Source organism: Microcystis aeruginosa LEGE 91341, from assembly GCF_015206885.1.
Classification (GTDB): Bacteria; Cyanobacteriota; Cyanobacteriia; order Cyanobacteriales; family Microcystaceae; genus Microcystis; species Microcystis aeruginosa_H.
In genome coordinates this window covers 26,469-40,997 of the sequence record NZ_JADEXY010000019.1, presented here as the reverse complement: position 1 = coordinate 40,997, position 14,529 = coordinate 26,469, and the positions used below count along the sequence as shown (strand labels likewise).

Annotated in this window: 15 protein-coding genes and 1 pseudogene; 7 read left to right on the top strand and 9 right to left on the bottom strand. The window is 43.2% G+C overall.

From position 1 onward, the window contains the following. Positions 1-162: 162 nt before the first annotated feature. The 5 genes from IQ234_RS05065 to IQ234_RS05050 all read right to left on the bottom strand — a co-directional run bounded on the left by IQ234_RS05065 (position 163) and on the right by IQ234_RS05050 (position 3,236). Positions 163-825, bottom strand: a complete 663-nt coding sequence (locus IQ234_RS05065; protein WP_416209669.1) for a tetratricopeptide repeat protein — start codon at positions 823-825, stop codon at positions 163-165. A 116-nt stretch (positions 826-941) separates the two neighbouring features. Next, positions 942-1,826: an Rpn family recombination-promoting nuclease/putative transposase gene (locus IQ234_RS05060; RefSeq protein ID WP_193956271.1), complete on the bottom strand. Its 885-nt coding sequence runs from the start codon at positions 1,824-1,826 to the stop codon at positions 942-944. Positions 1,827-1,962: 136 nt separating this feature from the next. Next, a complete protein-coding gene (locus tag IQ234_RS05055) occupies positions 1,963-2,763 on the bottom strand; it encodes an Rpn family recombination-promoting nuclease/putative transposase (RefSeq protein ID WP_193956270.1) in 801 nt (266 codons plus the stop codon). A 9-nt stretch (positions 2,764-2,772) separates the two neighbouring features. Then, on the bottom strand, positions 2,773-2,898 hold the full coding sequence (locus tag IQ234_RS21540) for a hypothetical protein (protein ID WP_265578464.1): 126 nt from the start codon (positions 2,896-2,898) through the stop codon (positions 2,773-2,775). Positions 2,899-2,927: 29 nt separating this feature from the next. Next, the gene (locus IQ234_RS05050) at positions 2,928-3,236 is read right to left on the bottom strand and encodes a hypothetical protein (protein ID WP_193956269.1); all 309 of its coding nucleotides are present in this window, start codon (positions 3,234-3,236) and stop codon (positions 2,928-2,930) included. A gap of 6 nt (positions 3,237-3,242) precedes the next feature. Between IQ234_RS05050 and IQ234_RS05045 the strand changes: the two genes are divergently transcribed. The 3 genes from IQ234_RS05045 to IQ234_RS05035 are packed head-to-tail and all read left to right on the top strand — an operon-like array spanning position 3,243 to position 7,146. Then, a complete protein-coding gene (locus tag IQ234_RS05045) occupies positions 3,243-5,153 on the top strand; it encodes a heavy metal translocating P-type ATPase (RefSeq protein WP_193956268.1) in 1,911 nt (636 codons plus the stop codon). Between the two features lie 20 nt (positions 5,154-5,173). Further along, the gene (gene hisS / locus IQ234_RS05040) at positions 5,174-6,454 is read left to right on the top strand and encodes a histidine--tRNA ligase (RefSeq protein WP_193956267.1); all 1,281 of its coding nucleotides are present in this window, start codon (positions 5,174-5,176) and stop codon (positions 6,452-6,454) included. A gap of 41 nt (positions 6,455-6,495) precedes the next feature. Further along, the gene (locus IQ234_RS05035; protein ID WP_193956266.1) at positions 6,496-7,146 is read left to right on the top strand and encodes a hypothetical protein; all 651 of its coding nucleotides are present in this window, start codon (positions 6,496-6,498) and stop codon (positions 7,144-7,146) included. 41 nt (positions 7,147-7,187) lie between these two features. Here IQ234_RS05035 and murJ read toward each other — a convergent pair whose 3' ends face one another. Together murJ and IQ234_RS05025 are read right to left on the bottom strand one after the other, a co-directional pair. Continuing rightward, complete coding sequence (gene murJ, locus IQ234_RS05030) at positions 7,188-8,915, bottom strand: murein biosynthesis integral membrane protein MurJ (protein WP_193956265.1); 1,728 nt, start codon at positions 8,913-8,915, stop codon at positions 7,188-7,190. Then, on the bottom strand, positions 8,860-9,396 hold the full coding sequence (locus IQ234_RS05025; RefSeq protein WP_193956264.1) for a hypothetical protein: 537 nt from the start codon (positions 9,394-9,396) through the stop codon (positions 8,860-8,862). The genes murJ and IQ234_RS05025 overlap by 56 nt, the downstream gene beginning before the upstream one ends. Positions 9,397-9,980: 584 nt before the next feature. Between IQ234_RS05025 and IQ234_RS20985 the strand changes: the two genes are divergently transcribed. Continuing rightward, entirely contained in the window at positions 9,981-10,274 is a 294-nt protein-coding gene (locus tag IQ234_RS20985; RefSeq protein ID WP_228008378.1) for a helix-turn-helix domain-containing protein, read from the top strand. A 2-nt stretch (positions 10,275-10,276) separates the two neighbouring features. Continuing rightward, positions 10,277-10,558, top strand: a pseudogene (locus IQ234_RS20980) (transposase family protein); the annotation flags it as partial. Between the two features lie 178 nt (positions 10,559-10,736). On the opposite strand, the gene fabI reads toward IQ234_RS20980, so the two are convergent. Beyond that, positions 10,737-11,513, bottom strand: coding sequence for an enoyl-ACP reductase FabI (fabI, locus tag IQ234_RS05015; protein WP_002760333.1), 777 nt, complete (start codon positions 11,511-11,513; stop codon positions 10,737-10,739). 214 nt (positions 11,514-11,727) lie between these two features. Here fabI and ntcA point away from each other — a divergent pair, with 214 nt between their 5' ends. Together ntcA and IQ234_RS05005 are read left to right on the top strand one after the other, a co-directional pair. After that, positions 11,728-12,405, top strand: coding sequence for a global nitrogen regulator NtcA (gene ntcA / locus IQ234_RS05010; protein ID WP_002793163.1), 678 nt, complete (start codon positions 11,728-11,730; stop codon positions 12,403-12,405). A gap of 7 nt (positions 12,406-12,412) precedes the next feature. After that, positions 12,413-13,900, top strand: a complete 1,488-nt coding sequence (locus tag IQ234_RS05005) for a DUF3084 domain-containing protein (RefSeq protein WP_193956263.1) — start codon at positions 12,413-12,415, stop codon at positions 13,898-13,900. 13 nt (positions 13,901-13,913) lie between these two features. On the opposite strand, the gene IQ234_RS05000 is transcribed toward IQ234_RS05005, so the two are convergent. After that, positions 13,914-14,498 (bottom strand): Uma2 family endonuclease, encoded by a 585-nt coding sequence (locus tag IQ234_RS05000; RefSeq protein ID WP_193956262.1) that lies wholly within the window; start codon positions 14,496-14,498, stop codon positions 13,914-13,916. Positions 14,499-14,529 lie beyond the last annotated feature (31 nt).

Sequence of the window (14,529 nt, the reverse complement as noted above, 5' to 3'; positions counted from 1 at the left end):
AAATCCGAAAACAAACGATAGAAACAATAATGGGAGGGACTTTCAGTTAATTATTTATTAGTAGTTGATAATCTTCAAAAATGTTGCTGTACAAGGATCGACTTAAGACTTTTGCAAGAGGTCTATTGTACCCAGAGAACAAATCGCCCACCCTCGGTCAGACTAAGCTTGATGGTCATCGGATTTAATGGCTACCGCTTGGTTCCAGGATGCGATCGCTTGTTCCAATCTGCCCAAATTATATAACGCACCCCCCCGGTTGTACCAAGCTTCATGGTCATCGGGTTTAATTCCTAAAGCTTTGTCGTAGGATGCGATCGTGCCGATAAAATCCCCATTGATTACTTTCTGGTATCCTTGCTCAAACCAGAATTCGGCATCCTGAACCACTTCCGTTAAATCCGTCTCCTTTGAGCCTAGATTTTCCTCCTCCACACCAGAAACATCCCTCACCGCGTCGCGTAACTGGAGGCTAATCCGTTGGGATACTTCCCCCAGATTTCCCGTCATCACCTTCCCTAAAGCCGCCAGATACCGCCCTAAAGTTTGATAATCTTCCGGATACTGTAGCCATTCCTCGCTTTTGACCCCTAACCACCGCGCCAGCTTTTTATCGTCACAATGGCGACTGTATAGCCATCCCCGTAACCCGCCGGTAGTATTTCCCGCCGCCACCTGCTCGAATAACCCCATCAATATCCCTTCATATTCCCCATCGCTGGGTTCTGGAGGAGTATTTTTGACTTCTTTGGGGTTAATTGCCTTCGGACTGGCAATAAAGAGCGATTTTAGCCAATTCCAGAGCTTTTTTAGTAGGGATAGCATCGAAGAAAGGGGGAAAGAAGATAAGGAAATTATATCTCTACTGCCGAAAGTCGTCCCTTTCGGGGTTCAAACTCGTCCTGAAAGGGGAAATCGGCAATCGAACTTCTGAAAATATCCTAGCGATCGCTCTCTCCCAGCGATCGAGCCACTTCTAAGACCTGTTCGAGAGATAATCCCAGAGAAGCGGCGATTTCTTGGGGATTAACCCCCGCTCGCAATAATAAGGGAACAGAAGCTAATTTTCCGATGATTTCCCCTTCTTGACGACCTTCTTGGCGACCTTCTTGGCGACCTTCTTGGCGACCTTCCTGGCGACCTTCTTGACGACCTTCTTGGCGACCTTCTTGGCGACCTTCCTCTAGGGCCTCCTGAAACACACGCGTCTGTCTTAACTCGCTTAAACTAAACATAGCTTCTATCTCCTTTCGAGTAATCCGCGGCAACTTGTAAATCAAAATCGTCTCTATTAATTCTAAAAGTTCCTGTGGGCGATTTTCTACCCCCGTTTCCCTTACTCGCACGATTAACTCCCTTCCCCGGTTGATCACTTGCGCTTCGGGTAAGCTTACTAACTCTAGCGTCGCTAATCCGAGCGAATCTGGTGGACTATCAGCTAATTCCTCGAGATAAATCCTTTGTACTCTTGTTTCTTGTAATAGCTCTCTATATCGCTCTATATTCTCCCTTTCCACCCTTCGATTCGGATAGATCACCACCCCGCGCCAATTGTTTTTTAACTGCGTCTGTTTGAGATAGAGAAAAATTTCGGCGAAAAAACGCGCATAAAACTCCGGATCATTCTGAAACTGAACTTCGGTAAAATAAATCGGTAAATCTTCCCGTTCTGGTAGAAAGACTCCATCGATGCGAAAAGATAGTTGTTTCACCTCTACGGAGGAAAATCGATAGAAATTGGCTAATTCCCTGGGAAAGTCGATTAACTCAAACAGAAGACCTGGAAAGGTTTGAAAAAGTCGGTAGAAAATGGTGTCGGTTTTCATGAGTTCAATCTATCCCTCTGGTGCGTCGCTGGGTTCTGGAGGAGTATTTTTGACTTTTTTGGGGTTAATTGCCTTCAGAATGCCAATAAAGAGCGATTTTAGCCAATTCCATCGCTTTTTTAGTTCTGAAAATACCCTAGCGATCGCTATCTTCCAGCGATCGAGCCACTTCTAAGACCTGTTCGAGAGATAATCCCAGAGAAGCGGCGATTTCTTGGGGATTAACCCCCGCTCGCAATAATAAGGGAACAGAAGCCAATTTTCCGATGATTTCCCCTTCTTGACGACCTTCCTCTAGGGCCTCCTGAAACACACGCGTCTGTCTTAACTCGCTTAAACTAAACATAGCTTCTATCTCCTTTCGAGTAATCCGCGGCAACTTGTAAATCAAAATCGTCTCTATCAATTCTAAAAGTTCCTGTTGGCGATTTTCTACCCCCGTTTCCCTTACTCGCACGATTAACTCCCTTCCCCGGTTGATCACTTGCGCTTTGGGTAAGCTTACTAACTCTAGCGTCGCTAATCCGAGCGAATCTGGTGGACTATCAGCTAATTCCTCGAGATAAATCCTTTGTACTCTTGTTTCTTGTAATAGCTCTCTATATCGCTCTATATTCTCCCTTTCCACCCTTCGATTCGGATAGATCACCACCCCGCGCCAATTGTTTTTTAACTGCGTCTGTTTGAGATAGAGAAAAATTTCGGCGAAAAAACGCGCATAAAACTCCGGATCATTCTGAAACTGAACTTCGGTAAAATAAATCGGTAAATCTTCCCGTTCTGGTAGAAAGACTCCATCGATGCGAAAAGATAGTTGTTTCACCTCTACGGAGGAAAATCGATAGAAATTGGCTAATTCCCTGGGAAAGTCGATTAACTCAAACAGAAGACCTGGAAAGGTTTGAAAAAGTCGGTAGAAAATGGTGTCGGTTTTCATGAGTTCAATCTATCCCTCTGGTGCGTCGCTGGGTTCTGGAGGAGTATTTTTGACTTTTTTGGGGTTAATTGCCTTCAGAATGCCAATAAAGAGCGATTTTAGCCAATTCCATCGCTTTTTTAGTAAGGATAGCATCGAAGAAAAGCGTCAAGAAGATAAGAAAATTATATCTCTACTGCCGAAAGTCGTCCCTCTACCGGTTCAAATTCGTCCTCTAATAGCCAATTTTCCGCTTCCTCGTAACTCGCACCGGTGAATACTACCTGATAACCCTCAGAAGGATCGTACACGCGATAGTTTCCTGAAGATTCAGCGAGTAAAAGCAAGATATAGGGGGGAGATAGCAGCGGATCGATCCAAACCTCGGCAAAATTCCAATTATCATCGGTTAGGTTAGCTGCGGGGGATAACGTCCTAGGGGTTTTCTGCATCGATCCAATTTTTTCTAGAATGGGGAGAGAATTAATTGCCATCGCTCCATGATTCAGAGTATCTCGTCCTCTTGGTTATCTGAGTATTCCTCGGCAGTTGCCGCAGGAATTTGCGCTATTTTAGTCTTTTTTGGTTGGTTATGCCTACACCTTAATCTGATCGGCCTAGCTTTAATCCTACTACCGATCGCCTATGTGGTGGGAGGATACGAGAGTACCCAGGCAGGATTAACGACTTTATTCGAGGAAAAAGAACTGGATGTGGACTTGTTAATGATTGTAGCGGCGTTGGGGGCGGCGATTTTGGGACTCTGGGACAGTAATTACTATCTCATCATCGATGGAGCCATTTTAATCCTAATTTTCGCCATTAGTGGCGCATTAGAACAGATTGCCCTGGCAAAAACCGATCGCAATATTCGTTCTCTCATGGCCATGACTCCCGATACTGCTAGATTAATCACGGGAGACAGCGAAAAAGAGGTTCCTATCAAGCAATTACACATCGGTGATACAGTTTTAGTCAAACCGGGTGAATTAATCCCCATTGATGGCATTATTATGGAGGGAAACAGTCCCATTAATCAAGCGCCAATTACTGGGGAATCCCTTCCCGTGGATAAAACCATCGGTGAAGAGGTCTTTGCGGGAACTCTCAACGGTGCGGGAGTGCTACGTTTAAAGGTGGAAACTCCCCCCGAAAGTCGCTTAATTGAGAGGGTGATTCGTTTGGTAGAAAAAGCACAAAATGAATCCCCTCCCTCCCAACAGTTTATCGAAGGTTTCGAGCGGGGTTATGCGAAAATTATCGTGATTTTGGGCTTAATTTTCGGGATTTTACCGCCTTTTTTCTGGGGTTGGACCTGGGAAACCACTATCTATCGGGCCTTAATTTTTCTCGTGGTGGCTTCTCCCTGTGCTTTAATGGCCTCAATTATGCCAGCTTTGTTATCGGGTATCGCTAACGGGGCAAAACAGGGGATTTTATTCAAAAATGGCGCAAGATTGGAGATGATCGGCCGCATACGAGCGATCGCTTTTGATAAAACCGGCACTCTCACCCTTGGTAAGTTGCAAGTGGTGGAAATTATCCCTATCCATGCAGTCAGCGAAAATGAGGTGTTAGCGGTGGCTGCATCTCTAGAATCCTGTTCCGAACATCCCATTGGGGCTGCTATTACCGCCACAGCGATCGAACGTGGTATAAATTTCTTCAGTGCTAATCAGGTACAAGCGGTATCGGGACGAGGTATCACGGGAAAAATTGCCGATAAGTCGGTATCTGTGGGCAATTTTGCCTATATTCGTGACCATATTGCTGATCTTGACCAGAATATTTTAGCTACCCACGAGCGTTTACAAAAAGAAGGTAAAACCCTCGTTTGGGTAGTACAAGAGAATCAAATGCTCGGTGCGATCGCTGTGGCCGATACCCTTCGTGACTCGGCAGTTAATCTGGTGGAGCAGCTAAAAAAGCTCGGTATCGAACATATCGTTTTAATTACGGGTGATAATCAACAAAGTGCCGATAAAGTCGCTAAAAAACTCGGTATTGAGGAGGTTTACGCTGATTTACTGCCCGAAGATAAGTTAACTGTGATCAAAAATTTGCAAGAAAAATATCACACTGTCGCTATGGTGGGAGATGGCATTAATGACGCGCCCGCTTTAGCTATGGCTAATGTGGGGATTGCCATGGGAAAAGCTGGTAGTGATGTGGCCTTGGAAACGGCCGATATTATCCTTATGTCCGATAATTTAGCCAAAATTCCCAATGCTATTAACCTTGGTCGTCGTGCCAATCGCACTGTTAAACAGAATATCACTTTCGCCCTCGCGTTTATCGGCATATTGCTAATAGCCAATTTTGCCGGTGATATAACTTTACCTCTAGGTGTCATCGGTCATGAAGGATCGACGGTATTAGTGACTCTCAGCGGTTTAAGATTGTTGAAATAAGGATAAAAATACAGAGAACTATGGGCGAAATCCAGGCAATCCGAGGCACAAAAGATATTTTACCGGCGGAGGTCGGTTACTGGCAGTGGTTAGAGGAAACTGCCAGCAGAATTTTAGGGACTGCGCTGTATCAAGAGATACGAACTCCCATTTTTGAACAGACGCAACTTTTTGAACGGGGTATCGGGGAAGCGACGGACGTGGTAGGTAAAGAAATGTACAGTTTCCTCGATCGCGGTCAACGTTCCCTGACTTTGCGACCGGAAGGAACGGCTGGGGTCGTTCGCGCCTACATTGAACACAAATTACAGGCCGCCGGAGGAGTACAAAGACTCTGGTATAAGGGGCCGATGTTTCGTTATGAACGTCCGCAAGCGGGTAGGCAGCGACAGTTTCATCAAATCGGGGTCGAATTGTTGGGAAGTGATGACCCTAGGGCGGATGTGGAAGTAATTACCCTTGCCAGCGAGATATTAAAAGCTGTGGGGCTAGAAAACCTAAAATTAGACCTTAATTCCCTGGGAAATGCCCAAGATAGGCAAAATTATCGTCAGGCCTTGCTAGATTATTTGACTCCCTACAAAGCTGATTTAGACGCAGATTCTCAACAGAGATTAGAAAAAAATCCCCTGCGAATTTTAGATAGTAAGGACGAAAAAACCAAGATTATCTGTAAGAATGCCCCCAGTATTCTTGAACACCTCGGTAGTGATTCTCAAAAGCATTTTGAACGGGTACAATCTTTACTAACTGATTTGGGAGTTATCTATAATCTTAATCCCTGTTTAGTGCGAGGATTGGACTATTACACCCATACGGCCTTTGAAATTCAGTCCGATGATTTAGGTGCTCAAGCCACGGTTTGCGGTGGTGGTCGTTATGATGGTTTAATAGCTCAATTAGGCGGTCCAGACACACCAGCAGTGGGTTGGGCGATCGGTTTAGAACGTCTGATTATATTATTACAACAAAAGCAGTCTTTATCTTTTTTGGTTCCCGATTTTTATCTCGTCTCCAAAGGAGAAAAAGCTGAGGCCCGCAGTGTGGTACTAGCGCAGCAATTACGCGGATTGGGGTTTAGCGTCGAGTTAGACTTGAGTGGCAGCGCTTTCGGGAAACAATTTAAACGGGCCGATCGAGCCAAGGCCGTGGGCTGTATAATTTTGGGGGATGCTGAGGCTGAAAATGGCACGGTACAACTAAAATGGATGGCCACCCAAGAGCAAATTAGTCTAACTCAAGCGGATTTATTGACACAAGCAGGGGAATTAAAAGCGCAAATCTCCCGGCACAAATCCTAAGTTTTAGCGTCAAGGGGAAACATTAGGCCTAGGCTAAGATTATGGAATTTATACTGCAAAAACAAGGGGAGAATCACGGATGCACAATTTCTACTAATTCCCTAGAAATTGTATCGGGAAACTATCGTCTCTTGGCCCGTCTGGATTCTCCTTTTGCTCATATTGAAGTGCGTATCGATTACGAATCTCCCGAAAGTAGTGAACGATATACCCATTATTATCGATCGGATGCCGGGGGTTGGCTGGAAATTTTTTCCTATCGAGATTTAGGAATAGGTAGCTGGCAAATTCGCTGTTATGGGGATATTCTGGCAGAATTAGAGGGGCAAGGTTGGCAAGAAACCTTAACTTTAATTGTTACTCCTGTTAAGAGCAATTATCTGGCTCAATTAGAACAGTTAATTAAAACCGAAATTGAACCTTTATTAGCACTAGCATCCTCTCCAGAGATTATCAAATTAGAATTCGCTGACTTAACCAATAATTCTGCCTTTGTTTTTGATTTATGCCTACCAGAGGAAACAATGACTGCTAGGGAAGGGGTAACTCTAGAACTGCCGGAACCTGCTAATATGAAAAAGAGCCTTCAAAGTTTATCTAATCGCAATTCTGCACCCCTACCTCCGAAAATATCCGGTTCTAATTCTCGCCGAAAATCACCGCAACTTCCCCCAATTCCTAAAAATAAATAACCTGATAGTATGTAATGATGAGGTGAGGCAGCAACTTAAACCTAAGATTTTTTCAAGAACTTCTGACGAACTCGCGAGATTAATAGGTCTAATTCAGGTAACTTCAATAACATCGCACCGAGGAGGAATAAACCCACTGCTACAGTCGAAGCCAAACCTAACTGTAATAATTGTAGGAAAATATTACCAGCACCGAAAACCTTTTCCCAACCCCAACTAGCGCCCCAACTAGCAACACCAGAAAGCATTGTAATTACCGTTAATCCCAATAAGGATAAACCCCATTCTCCTAAGGGTAAACCTCCTAAACGACGATTTAAAATCACCGTAAAAATGCCCATAGAAAGGATATTAACCCCCACGGTTGCTAAAACAATCCCCGGAGTACCAAAAGGTCTATACAAGAGGAAATCCAGCGCACCATTGAGAAAAATATTTACCATACTCACCTTAAAAGGAGTTTCGCCATCACCCAAAGCATAGAACACTCGTACTAAAACGTCGCGACCGAGATAGAAAAACATCCCGAAACCGTAGGCCATTAATACGGGAACCACCTGTTCCGAGGCAGCCAGATTAAAGGCACCCCGTTGATAGATAACTCGCACTACTGGGAAAGCGAGGGCGATAAAGATAGCGGTGAAGGGTAACATGGTTAAAGCCGTCAATAATAAACCCTGACGGATTCTTTGCTTCAATTCTCCCCTATTTTCCGGTTCCGTCAGTCGAGAAAATATCGGCATAAACGGCACGAGAATCATGTTAGACATGATGCCCAAGGGCGTGAGAACGATAAAACTGGCGTAACGCATGGAAGCGGCGGCATTTTCGATAAAAGAAGCGAAAAAGAGGTCAGTATAAACGTTAATATGCAACATTCCCGAAGATAAGGTCGCCGGAATCATCACCCGCAACACCTCCGACACCCCCGGTATCCGCCAATCCCAACGAAATGTTAATTTTCCTAAACCTGCCTTGACTTGTGCGCCCACTTGTGCTAACCATTGCCAGAGCGCCCCAACGAGAGTACCGCCGGCGAGGACAAAACCCCCCAGTTGCACATATTGCGGCTCATCAATGCGATCGCCAACAAACCAGGCCAGCAAACCCACCCCGATAATCACCGCCACACTGGAAAAAAGCGGACTGAGACTCGGTAGCCAGTATTGGTCGGCTGCGTTGAGAGTACCGAAACCGATGCCGATTAAACCGGCTAAAACCGCCATGGGGGCCATAATTTGCAGTTGTTGAATGGCCATGCTGCGGGTGGCGGCATCTAAACCGGGAGCGAGAACATCGATAAAAATATTGGCAAAAACGATTAAAAAGACGGTGACAGCTAATAAAATCGCACTGACTAGGGTGGTAATAGTCTCGACAATCGGCGCGGACTCGGATTTATCTCTTTTGGCCAAAACACTGACCAAAGCACTATGAAAGGGGCCGTTAATACCACCAAGGAGAATTAACAGAAAACCGGGGATAACGTAGGCAAAAGCGTAGGCGTTCACCACTGGCCCGACACCGTAGGCAGCGGCGATTACCTGTTCGCGGACTAAACCAAAAACCTTACTGATTAAGGTGGCAACGGCGACAATTCCGGCAATACCGGCTAAGGAACGGGTAGCTTTCTTATTAATGACGACACCTCGAAAGAAAACAACTGCATTGATCGATTCTACCCGTTTCTGTGTTCCCGTAGAAAAGCGCTCTCTAGTTGGCAAATTTAATTTGACTGGAATGTATAACACCCATTTCCCCACAGACATTCGTATAATACCAAGAGCCAACCGAACCATAAATATTGATGGTTCTACGTTCTCTGACTGAACAGATGATATTGCCATTGGGGGATGTTCTCACATTTGATGGTGGAGAAAACACTATTGCTGTAGCGATTCTTGATGTGGATTGAGAACTATCTAATCTGTAACTACACACCACCTCTAGCATTGTTTGAGTCGCCTGAGAGCGGGGACGATGAATTTGTCTTTCGGGAAAAGTCGTCCAAGTTCCGTTATCACAATTAGCTTGGCTAACCAGTCGTTGATTTCCTAAATAATAAACAAAGTCAACACTACGCGAACTAGCCGGAACAATCGAACATAAATCGATGTTAATGCTTTTTCCCGTCACAGCAGTTCCGGCAAAGTAATTACAAGTTTGAGCCAAAACTATATTGGGTTTTGCCCAGGAAGCACCGACTATCATTGTTAAAGATAGACTAGAAATCAAAATAATTTTTTTCATGGTTGATTTGACATTTGCTGGCGGCTTTTTCTGAGATTATTTTATACTCAATTGAATCGCGGCTAGAACCTGATGGCGACAAAATATTAGTATTTTTTATCTAATTCTCTGTTCCCACCGAAAAGCGATCTCTAGTTGTCAAATTTAATTTGACAGGAGTGTATAACACCCATTTCTCCACAGACATTCGTATCATACCAAGAGTCAACCGAACCATAAATATTGATGGTTCTACTCTTGATCACAAAAATCGCCCGTTCAAGAAAACTTAACAATGCCGACCAGCGATCGCAGTTGACAAAGCTAAAGCGATCGCACTGGATGAAAGGGGTTCTAATGCGATCGCCAAAGGTTTAAGGATGCGAGGGATTGATGTTACAATAGATCTCTTACATAAGTCTAGACAAAATAGGATAAAATAGTCCAAGAGTTAAGATTGAAAGATGACTTACGAACAAGTAAAAACTTTAAAGCCAACAGAGTTCAAACGCTTGTGTGGCGTGTATCCAGATACATTTAAGGATATGGTAACAGTCCTAAAGGCAGAAAAAGTTTGACAAAAAAAGACAGGTAGACCTAGCAAATTGAGTACGGAAGACCAACTACTAATAACATTAGAATATTGGCGAGAATATCGCACCTATTTTCATCTGGGAAATAGTTGGGGGATTAACGAATCAACGGCGTATAGAATTGTTAGGAAAGTAGAGAATATTCTCATCAAATCAGGTCTGTTTAATCTACCTGGAAAAAAAGCCCTATTAGAAAGTAATAGTGAAATAGAAGTAATAGTGGTGGATGTGTCAGAACAGGAGATAGAAAGACCAAAAAAAAACAGAAATCATGCTATAGTGGCAAGCAGAGATACCACACATTAAAGTCGCAAGTCGTTGCTGATCAAAAAAGCGAGCAGGTAATCTGTGTCCGTTGTGAGAAAGGAAGAGTCCATGATTTTCGACTGTGGAAAGAGAGCAAAATAAGGTTAAATAAGGAAATAGAAATATTAGGGGATAAAGGCTATCAAGGAATTCAGAAAATCCATCAAAACAGTCAAATTCCTCATAAAAAAAAGAAAAAAGAAAAACTAAAGACTTCTTGCATAAATCCGAAAACAAACGATAGAAACAATAATGGGAGGGACTTGCAGTTAATTATTTATTAGTAGTTGATAATCTTCAAAAATGTTGCTGTACAAGGATCGACTTAAGACTTTTGCAAGAGGTCTATTGTTAAAAAACTAAACGAACCTTCAGACCGATCGCAATTAACCCCAAAGAAGTCAAAAATCCCCCTTCAGAACCCCGTGACACTAATAACTAATAACTAATAACTGAATAAAACTACATTCCCATAATTTCGTAACCGGAATCTACATAAATAATCTGACCAGTAATACCACTAGCAAGATCACTGGCTAAAAAAGCGGCCGTATTTCCCACCTCAATTTGTGTCACCGTGCGATGTAAAGGAGCGATTTCTTCCACATGATGGATCATATCAAGAATTCCCCCCACGGCCGAAGATGCTAAGGTGCGAATTGGACCGGCAGAAATACCATTAACTCGGATCTTTTGGCCCCCTAATTCCGCGGCTAAATAGCGAACACTCATTTCTAAACCAGCTTTTGCCACCCCCATTAAATTATAGTTAGGAATTACCTTGACACCACCGAGATAGGTAAGAGTGATAATACTTCCCCCTTCCGTCATCAAAGGTTTAGCCGATCGCGCTAGACGAGTTAGGGAAAAAGTGCTAATATCTAGGGACTTAGTGAAAGCTTCCCGGGGAATGGCGGTAAAATCGCCCGTTAAACCCTCTTTATCGGCAAAAGCGAGACAGTGAATCAAAATATCCAGTTTACCCCATTTTTCCGCCACTGTAGCGAAAGTATCTTCTACCTGTTGGTCATTTTGGACATCGCAGGGGACATAAAAAGCGGGATTAAGTTCATCGGCCAATTCTCGCACTTTTTTCTCAAAACGGCCTTTTTCGTCGGGGAGATAGGTGACACCGATATTTGCACCAGCTTGATGGAGTTGTTGGGCAATTCCCCAAGCGATCGAGCGATTATTGGCAATTCCTGTCACTAGGGCGTTTTTTCCCGTTAAATCTAACATAGTTCTCGTTTCTCTTACAAAAATCTCCCCAATAGCCGACCCCAGCGAGATTCGGTATAATAGGGATACAGATAAAGGGGCAGCAATGATCACCCCTTCCCCATTGTCTGGCAAAAAGCGCCTAAAACTTTTCCCAGTTTAGGCAGCGGTTGTGTTTAATAGAGGTGACACTCGTTGGATAATAAAAACAATTTTCCCCTTTTTTGGATGTGAGATGGACTTATCATTAATACAAGATAAACCCCTAGCAGATGTGTTCCGTCGAATCGGCAGCGGCAATTTCCCCCCGGTGGTGGAGTTGTTCGAGCGTGGCAAAACGATCTTTTTCCCTGGAGATCCCGCCGAAAGAGTCTATTTTTTGCTGAAAGGAGCCGTTAAGTTGTCGCGAGTCTATGAAGCGGGAGAAGAAATTACCGTGGCTCTACTGCGGGAAAATAGCGTCTTTGGTGTGTTATCCTTACTGACTGGTCAGCGATCGGATCGTTTTTATCATGCTGTGGCTTTTACTCCGGTAGAATTACTCTCGGCCCCGATCGATCAGGTAGAAAGATCCCTTCGCAATAATCCCGATTTATCAATGTTGATGCTGCAGGGTTTGTCCTCGCGGATTCTACAAACGGAAATGATGATCGAAACCTTAGCTCACCGGGATATGGGTTCACGTTTGGTCAGTTTTTTATTAATTCTCTGTCGTGATTTTGGGGTTCCCACCACCGATGGCATCCGGGTGGATCTAAAATTGTCTCACCAAGCGATCGCAGAAGCGATCGGTTCTACCCGCGTCACTGTCACTCGTTTATTGGGAGAGCTGCGGGATCAGGAAATGGTCTCAATTTACAAGAAGAAAATTACCGTCCATAATCCCGTCGCTCTCAGTCAACAATTTACTTAAATTCTGGATGACTAGCGCTTATATTTTAGTTTTGGCCATCGTGGTTTTAGGTGGTCTGATAGCAGCGATTGGCGATCGCATAGGTAGCCGTATCGGTAAGAAAAGGATGCGTTTATTTAATCTGCGTCCGAAACAAACCGCCACTTTGATGACGATTGTAACGGGAATTTTTATCGCCGGCTCGACTTTAATTGTCTTGTTTGCTTCTAGTAAATCCCTGCGTCAAGGGGTTTTTGAACTGGATCGCCTTTTAAATGAACGTCGTGCTGCTATTAAGGATTTGGAAAGTCAGGTAAGAGAAACCACCGAACAAAAAAATCAGGTGGAAAAGGCTTTAAAAACGGCTAAAAGTGAACAGATAGCTGTGCAGAAACGTCTAGAGGTTCTTAATAAAAATTATCAAGCTTCTCGTCAACGTTTGCGATTAGTTTCGGGACAGTTGGAAAAGTTTCGCAAGGAAGTGGCTAATTTAAATAATGAACGAGTTATTTTAACTAATCAAAAAGCGCAGTTAATCAGTCAACGGGATCAATTGTCCCAACAAAAATCAATTCTTTCTAGTCAGATAAATCAACTACAAACCACCCTTCAAGTTAGAGATAAAGAGTTAGCTAATCAACAAAAGTTATTAACAACCAGACAAGCGCGACTTCAACAGTTGGAAACTCAACAAAAAACCCTACAGCTAGAAATTGATCGCCGGGATCAACGTATTGGAGAACTCGATCGATCGATTGTGGATAAAAATTTTGCTTTGGAACAGCGCGAGGGAAAATTAAAGGATTTAGAAACCCAAATGGCTTTTCTTAAGCGGGAAGTAGAAGTTTTAGAACAATACTATCAAACCTATCAAGAATTGCGGGAAAAACAAATCGCTATTTTCCGGGGACAGGTGTTATCTTTTGGAGCTTTTCGTATTGTTGATCCCCAAGCTATTGTCACCGTTATCGATAAGTTATTGCGGGAAGCAAATATGAATGCTATCCGTGCCACCCAACCAAATCAGCCTAATTTTGACCAGCGTTTAATTAAGATCACAAAAGCACAGGTAGAACAGTTAAGTCAACAATTACAGGACGGTAAAGAATATGTGGTGAGAATCCTTTCCGCAGGTAATTATGTCTTAGGAGAAACCGAGATTCGTGTCTTTGCTGATGTGGTTCCCAATCAAAGAGTTTTTGAGGAGAAACAGGTAATCGCTGCCGTTTCCATTGATCCCCAAAATATGACAGAAGAGGACCTACAAAAGCGCTTAGATTTACTTTTAGCTTCGGCTCAATTTCGCGCTAGAAGTGCGGGAGTTTTAGGATCAATTCAAGTGGAAGATGGTTTATTAACTACGGTAGTTAACTTTATTGGTCAAGTGAAAAAGTCTGGTAATGCTATCGAGACACTTGAGGCAGTTGCTGCTAGTAAAACCAATACATCTGGACCTTTAACTTTGCGTTTAGTGGCGGTAAAAGATGGTAAAATCATTTTTAGTACGTCTTCTTAAAAGATAGCTAAAGTTAGGAGTTGAGACTAAAACCAACTCCTTCGTAAATATCGACAAGATTTAAGCTAATTCCTAAAGAATCTAGGGATATAATTCCCCTTGCTGGGGTATATTCTTGCAGTAACCAATTATTTTCTGAGGTTTTGCTATAGGATTCTATTAGTATCTCCGATTGACTGACGAGAAGATATTGGTTTAATTGGGGTATAGAACGATAATAACGAAATTTATCACCCCGATCATAACTAGAGGTGGAAGGGGATAAAACTTCGATAATTACACAGGGATTTAAAATTTCATCGTTGCGATTATCACTAAATAATGGTTCCCCAGCAATGATCATTAAATCTGGGTATAAACCGCGATTATACTGGGGTATCCATAGACGTAGATCGCTAGATTGAAGACGACAATTAGTTCCTCTTAAAGCTAATTTTAGCAAAACAATCAGATTAATGAGAATACTATTATGATTGATGCTTCCCCCTGTCATCTCGATAATTTCCCCGTCGTGATATTCGTGTTTAGTTTCCGCTCTAGTTTCTTGGTTGCGATATGCTTCTAAGCTGAGGGTTTTGGGAGGAGATGAAGTCAACATTTTTCTAGATTAGATATTCTTTTATTTAATC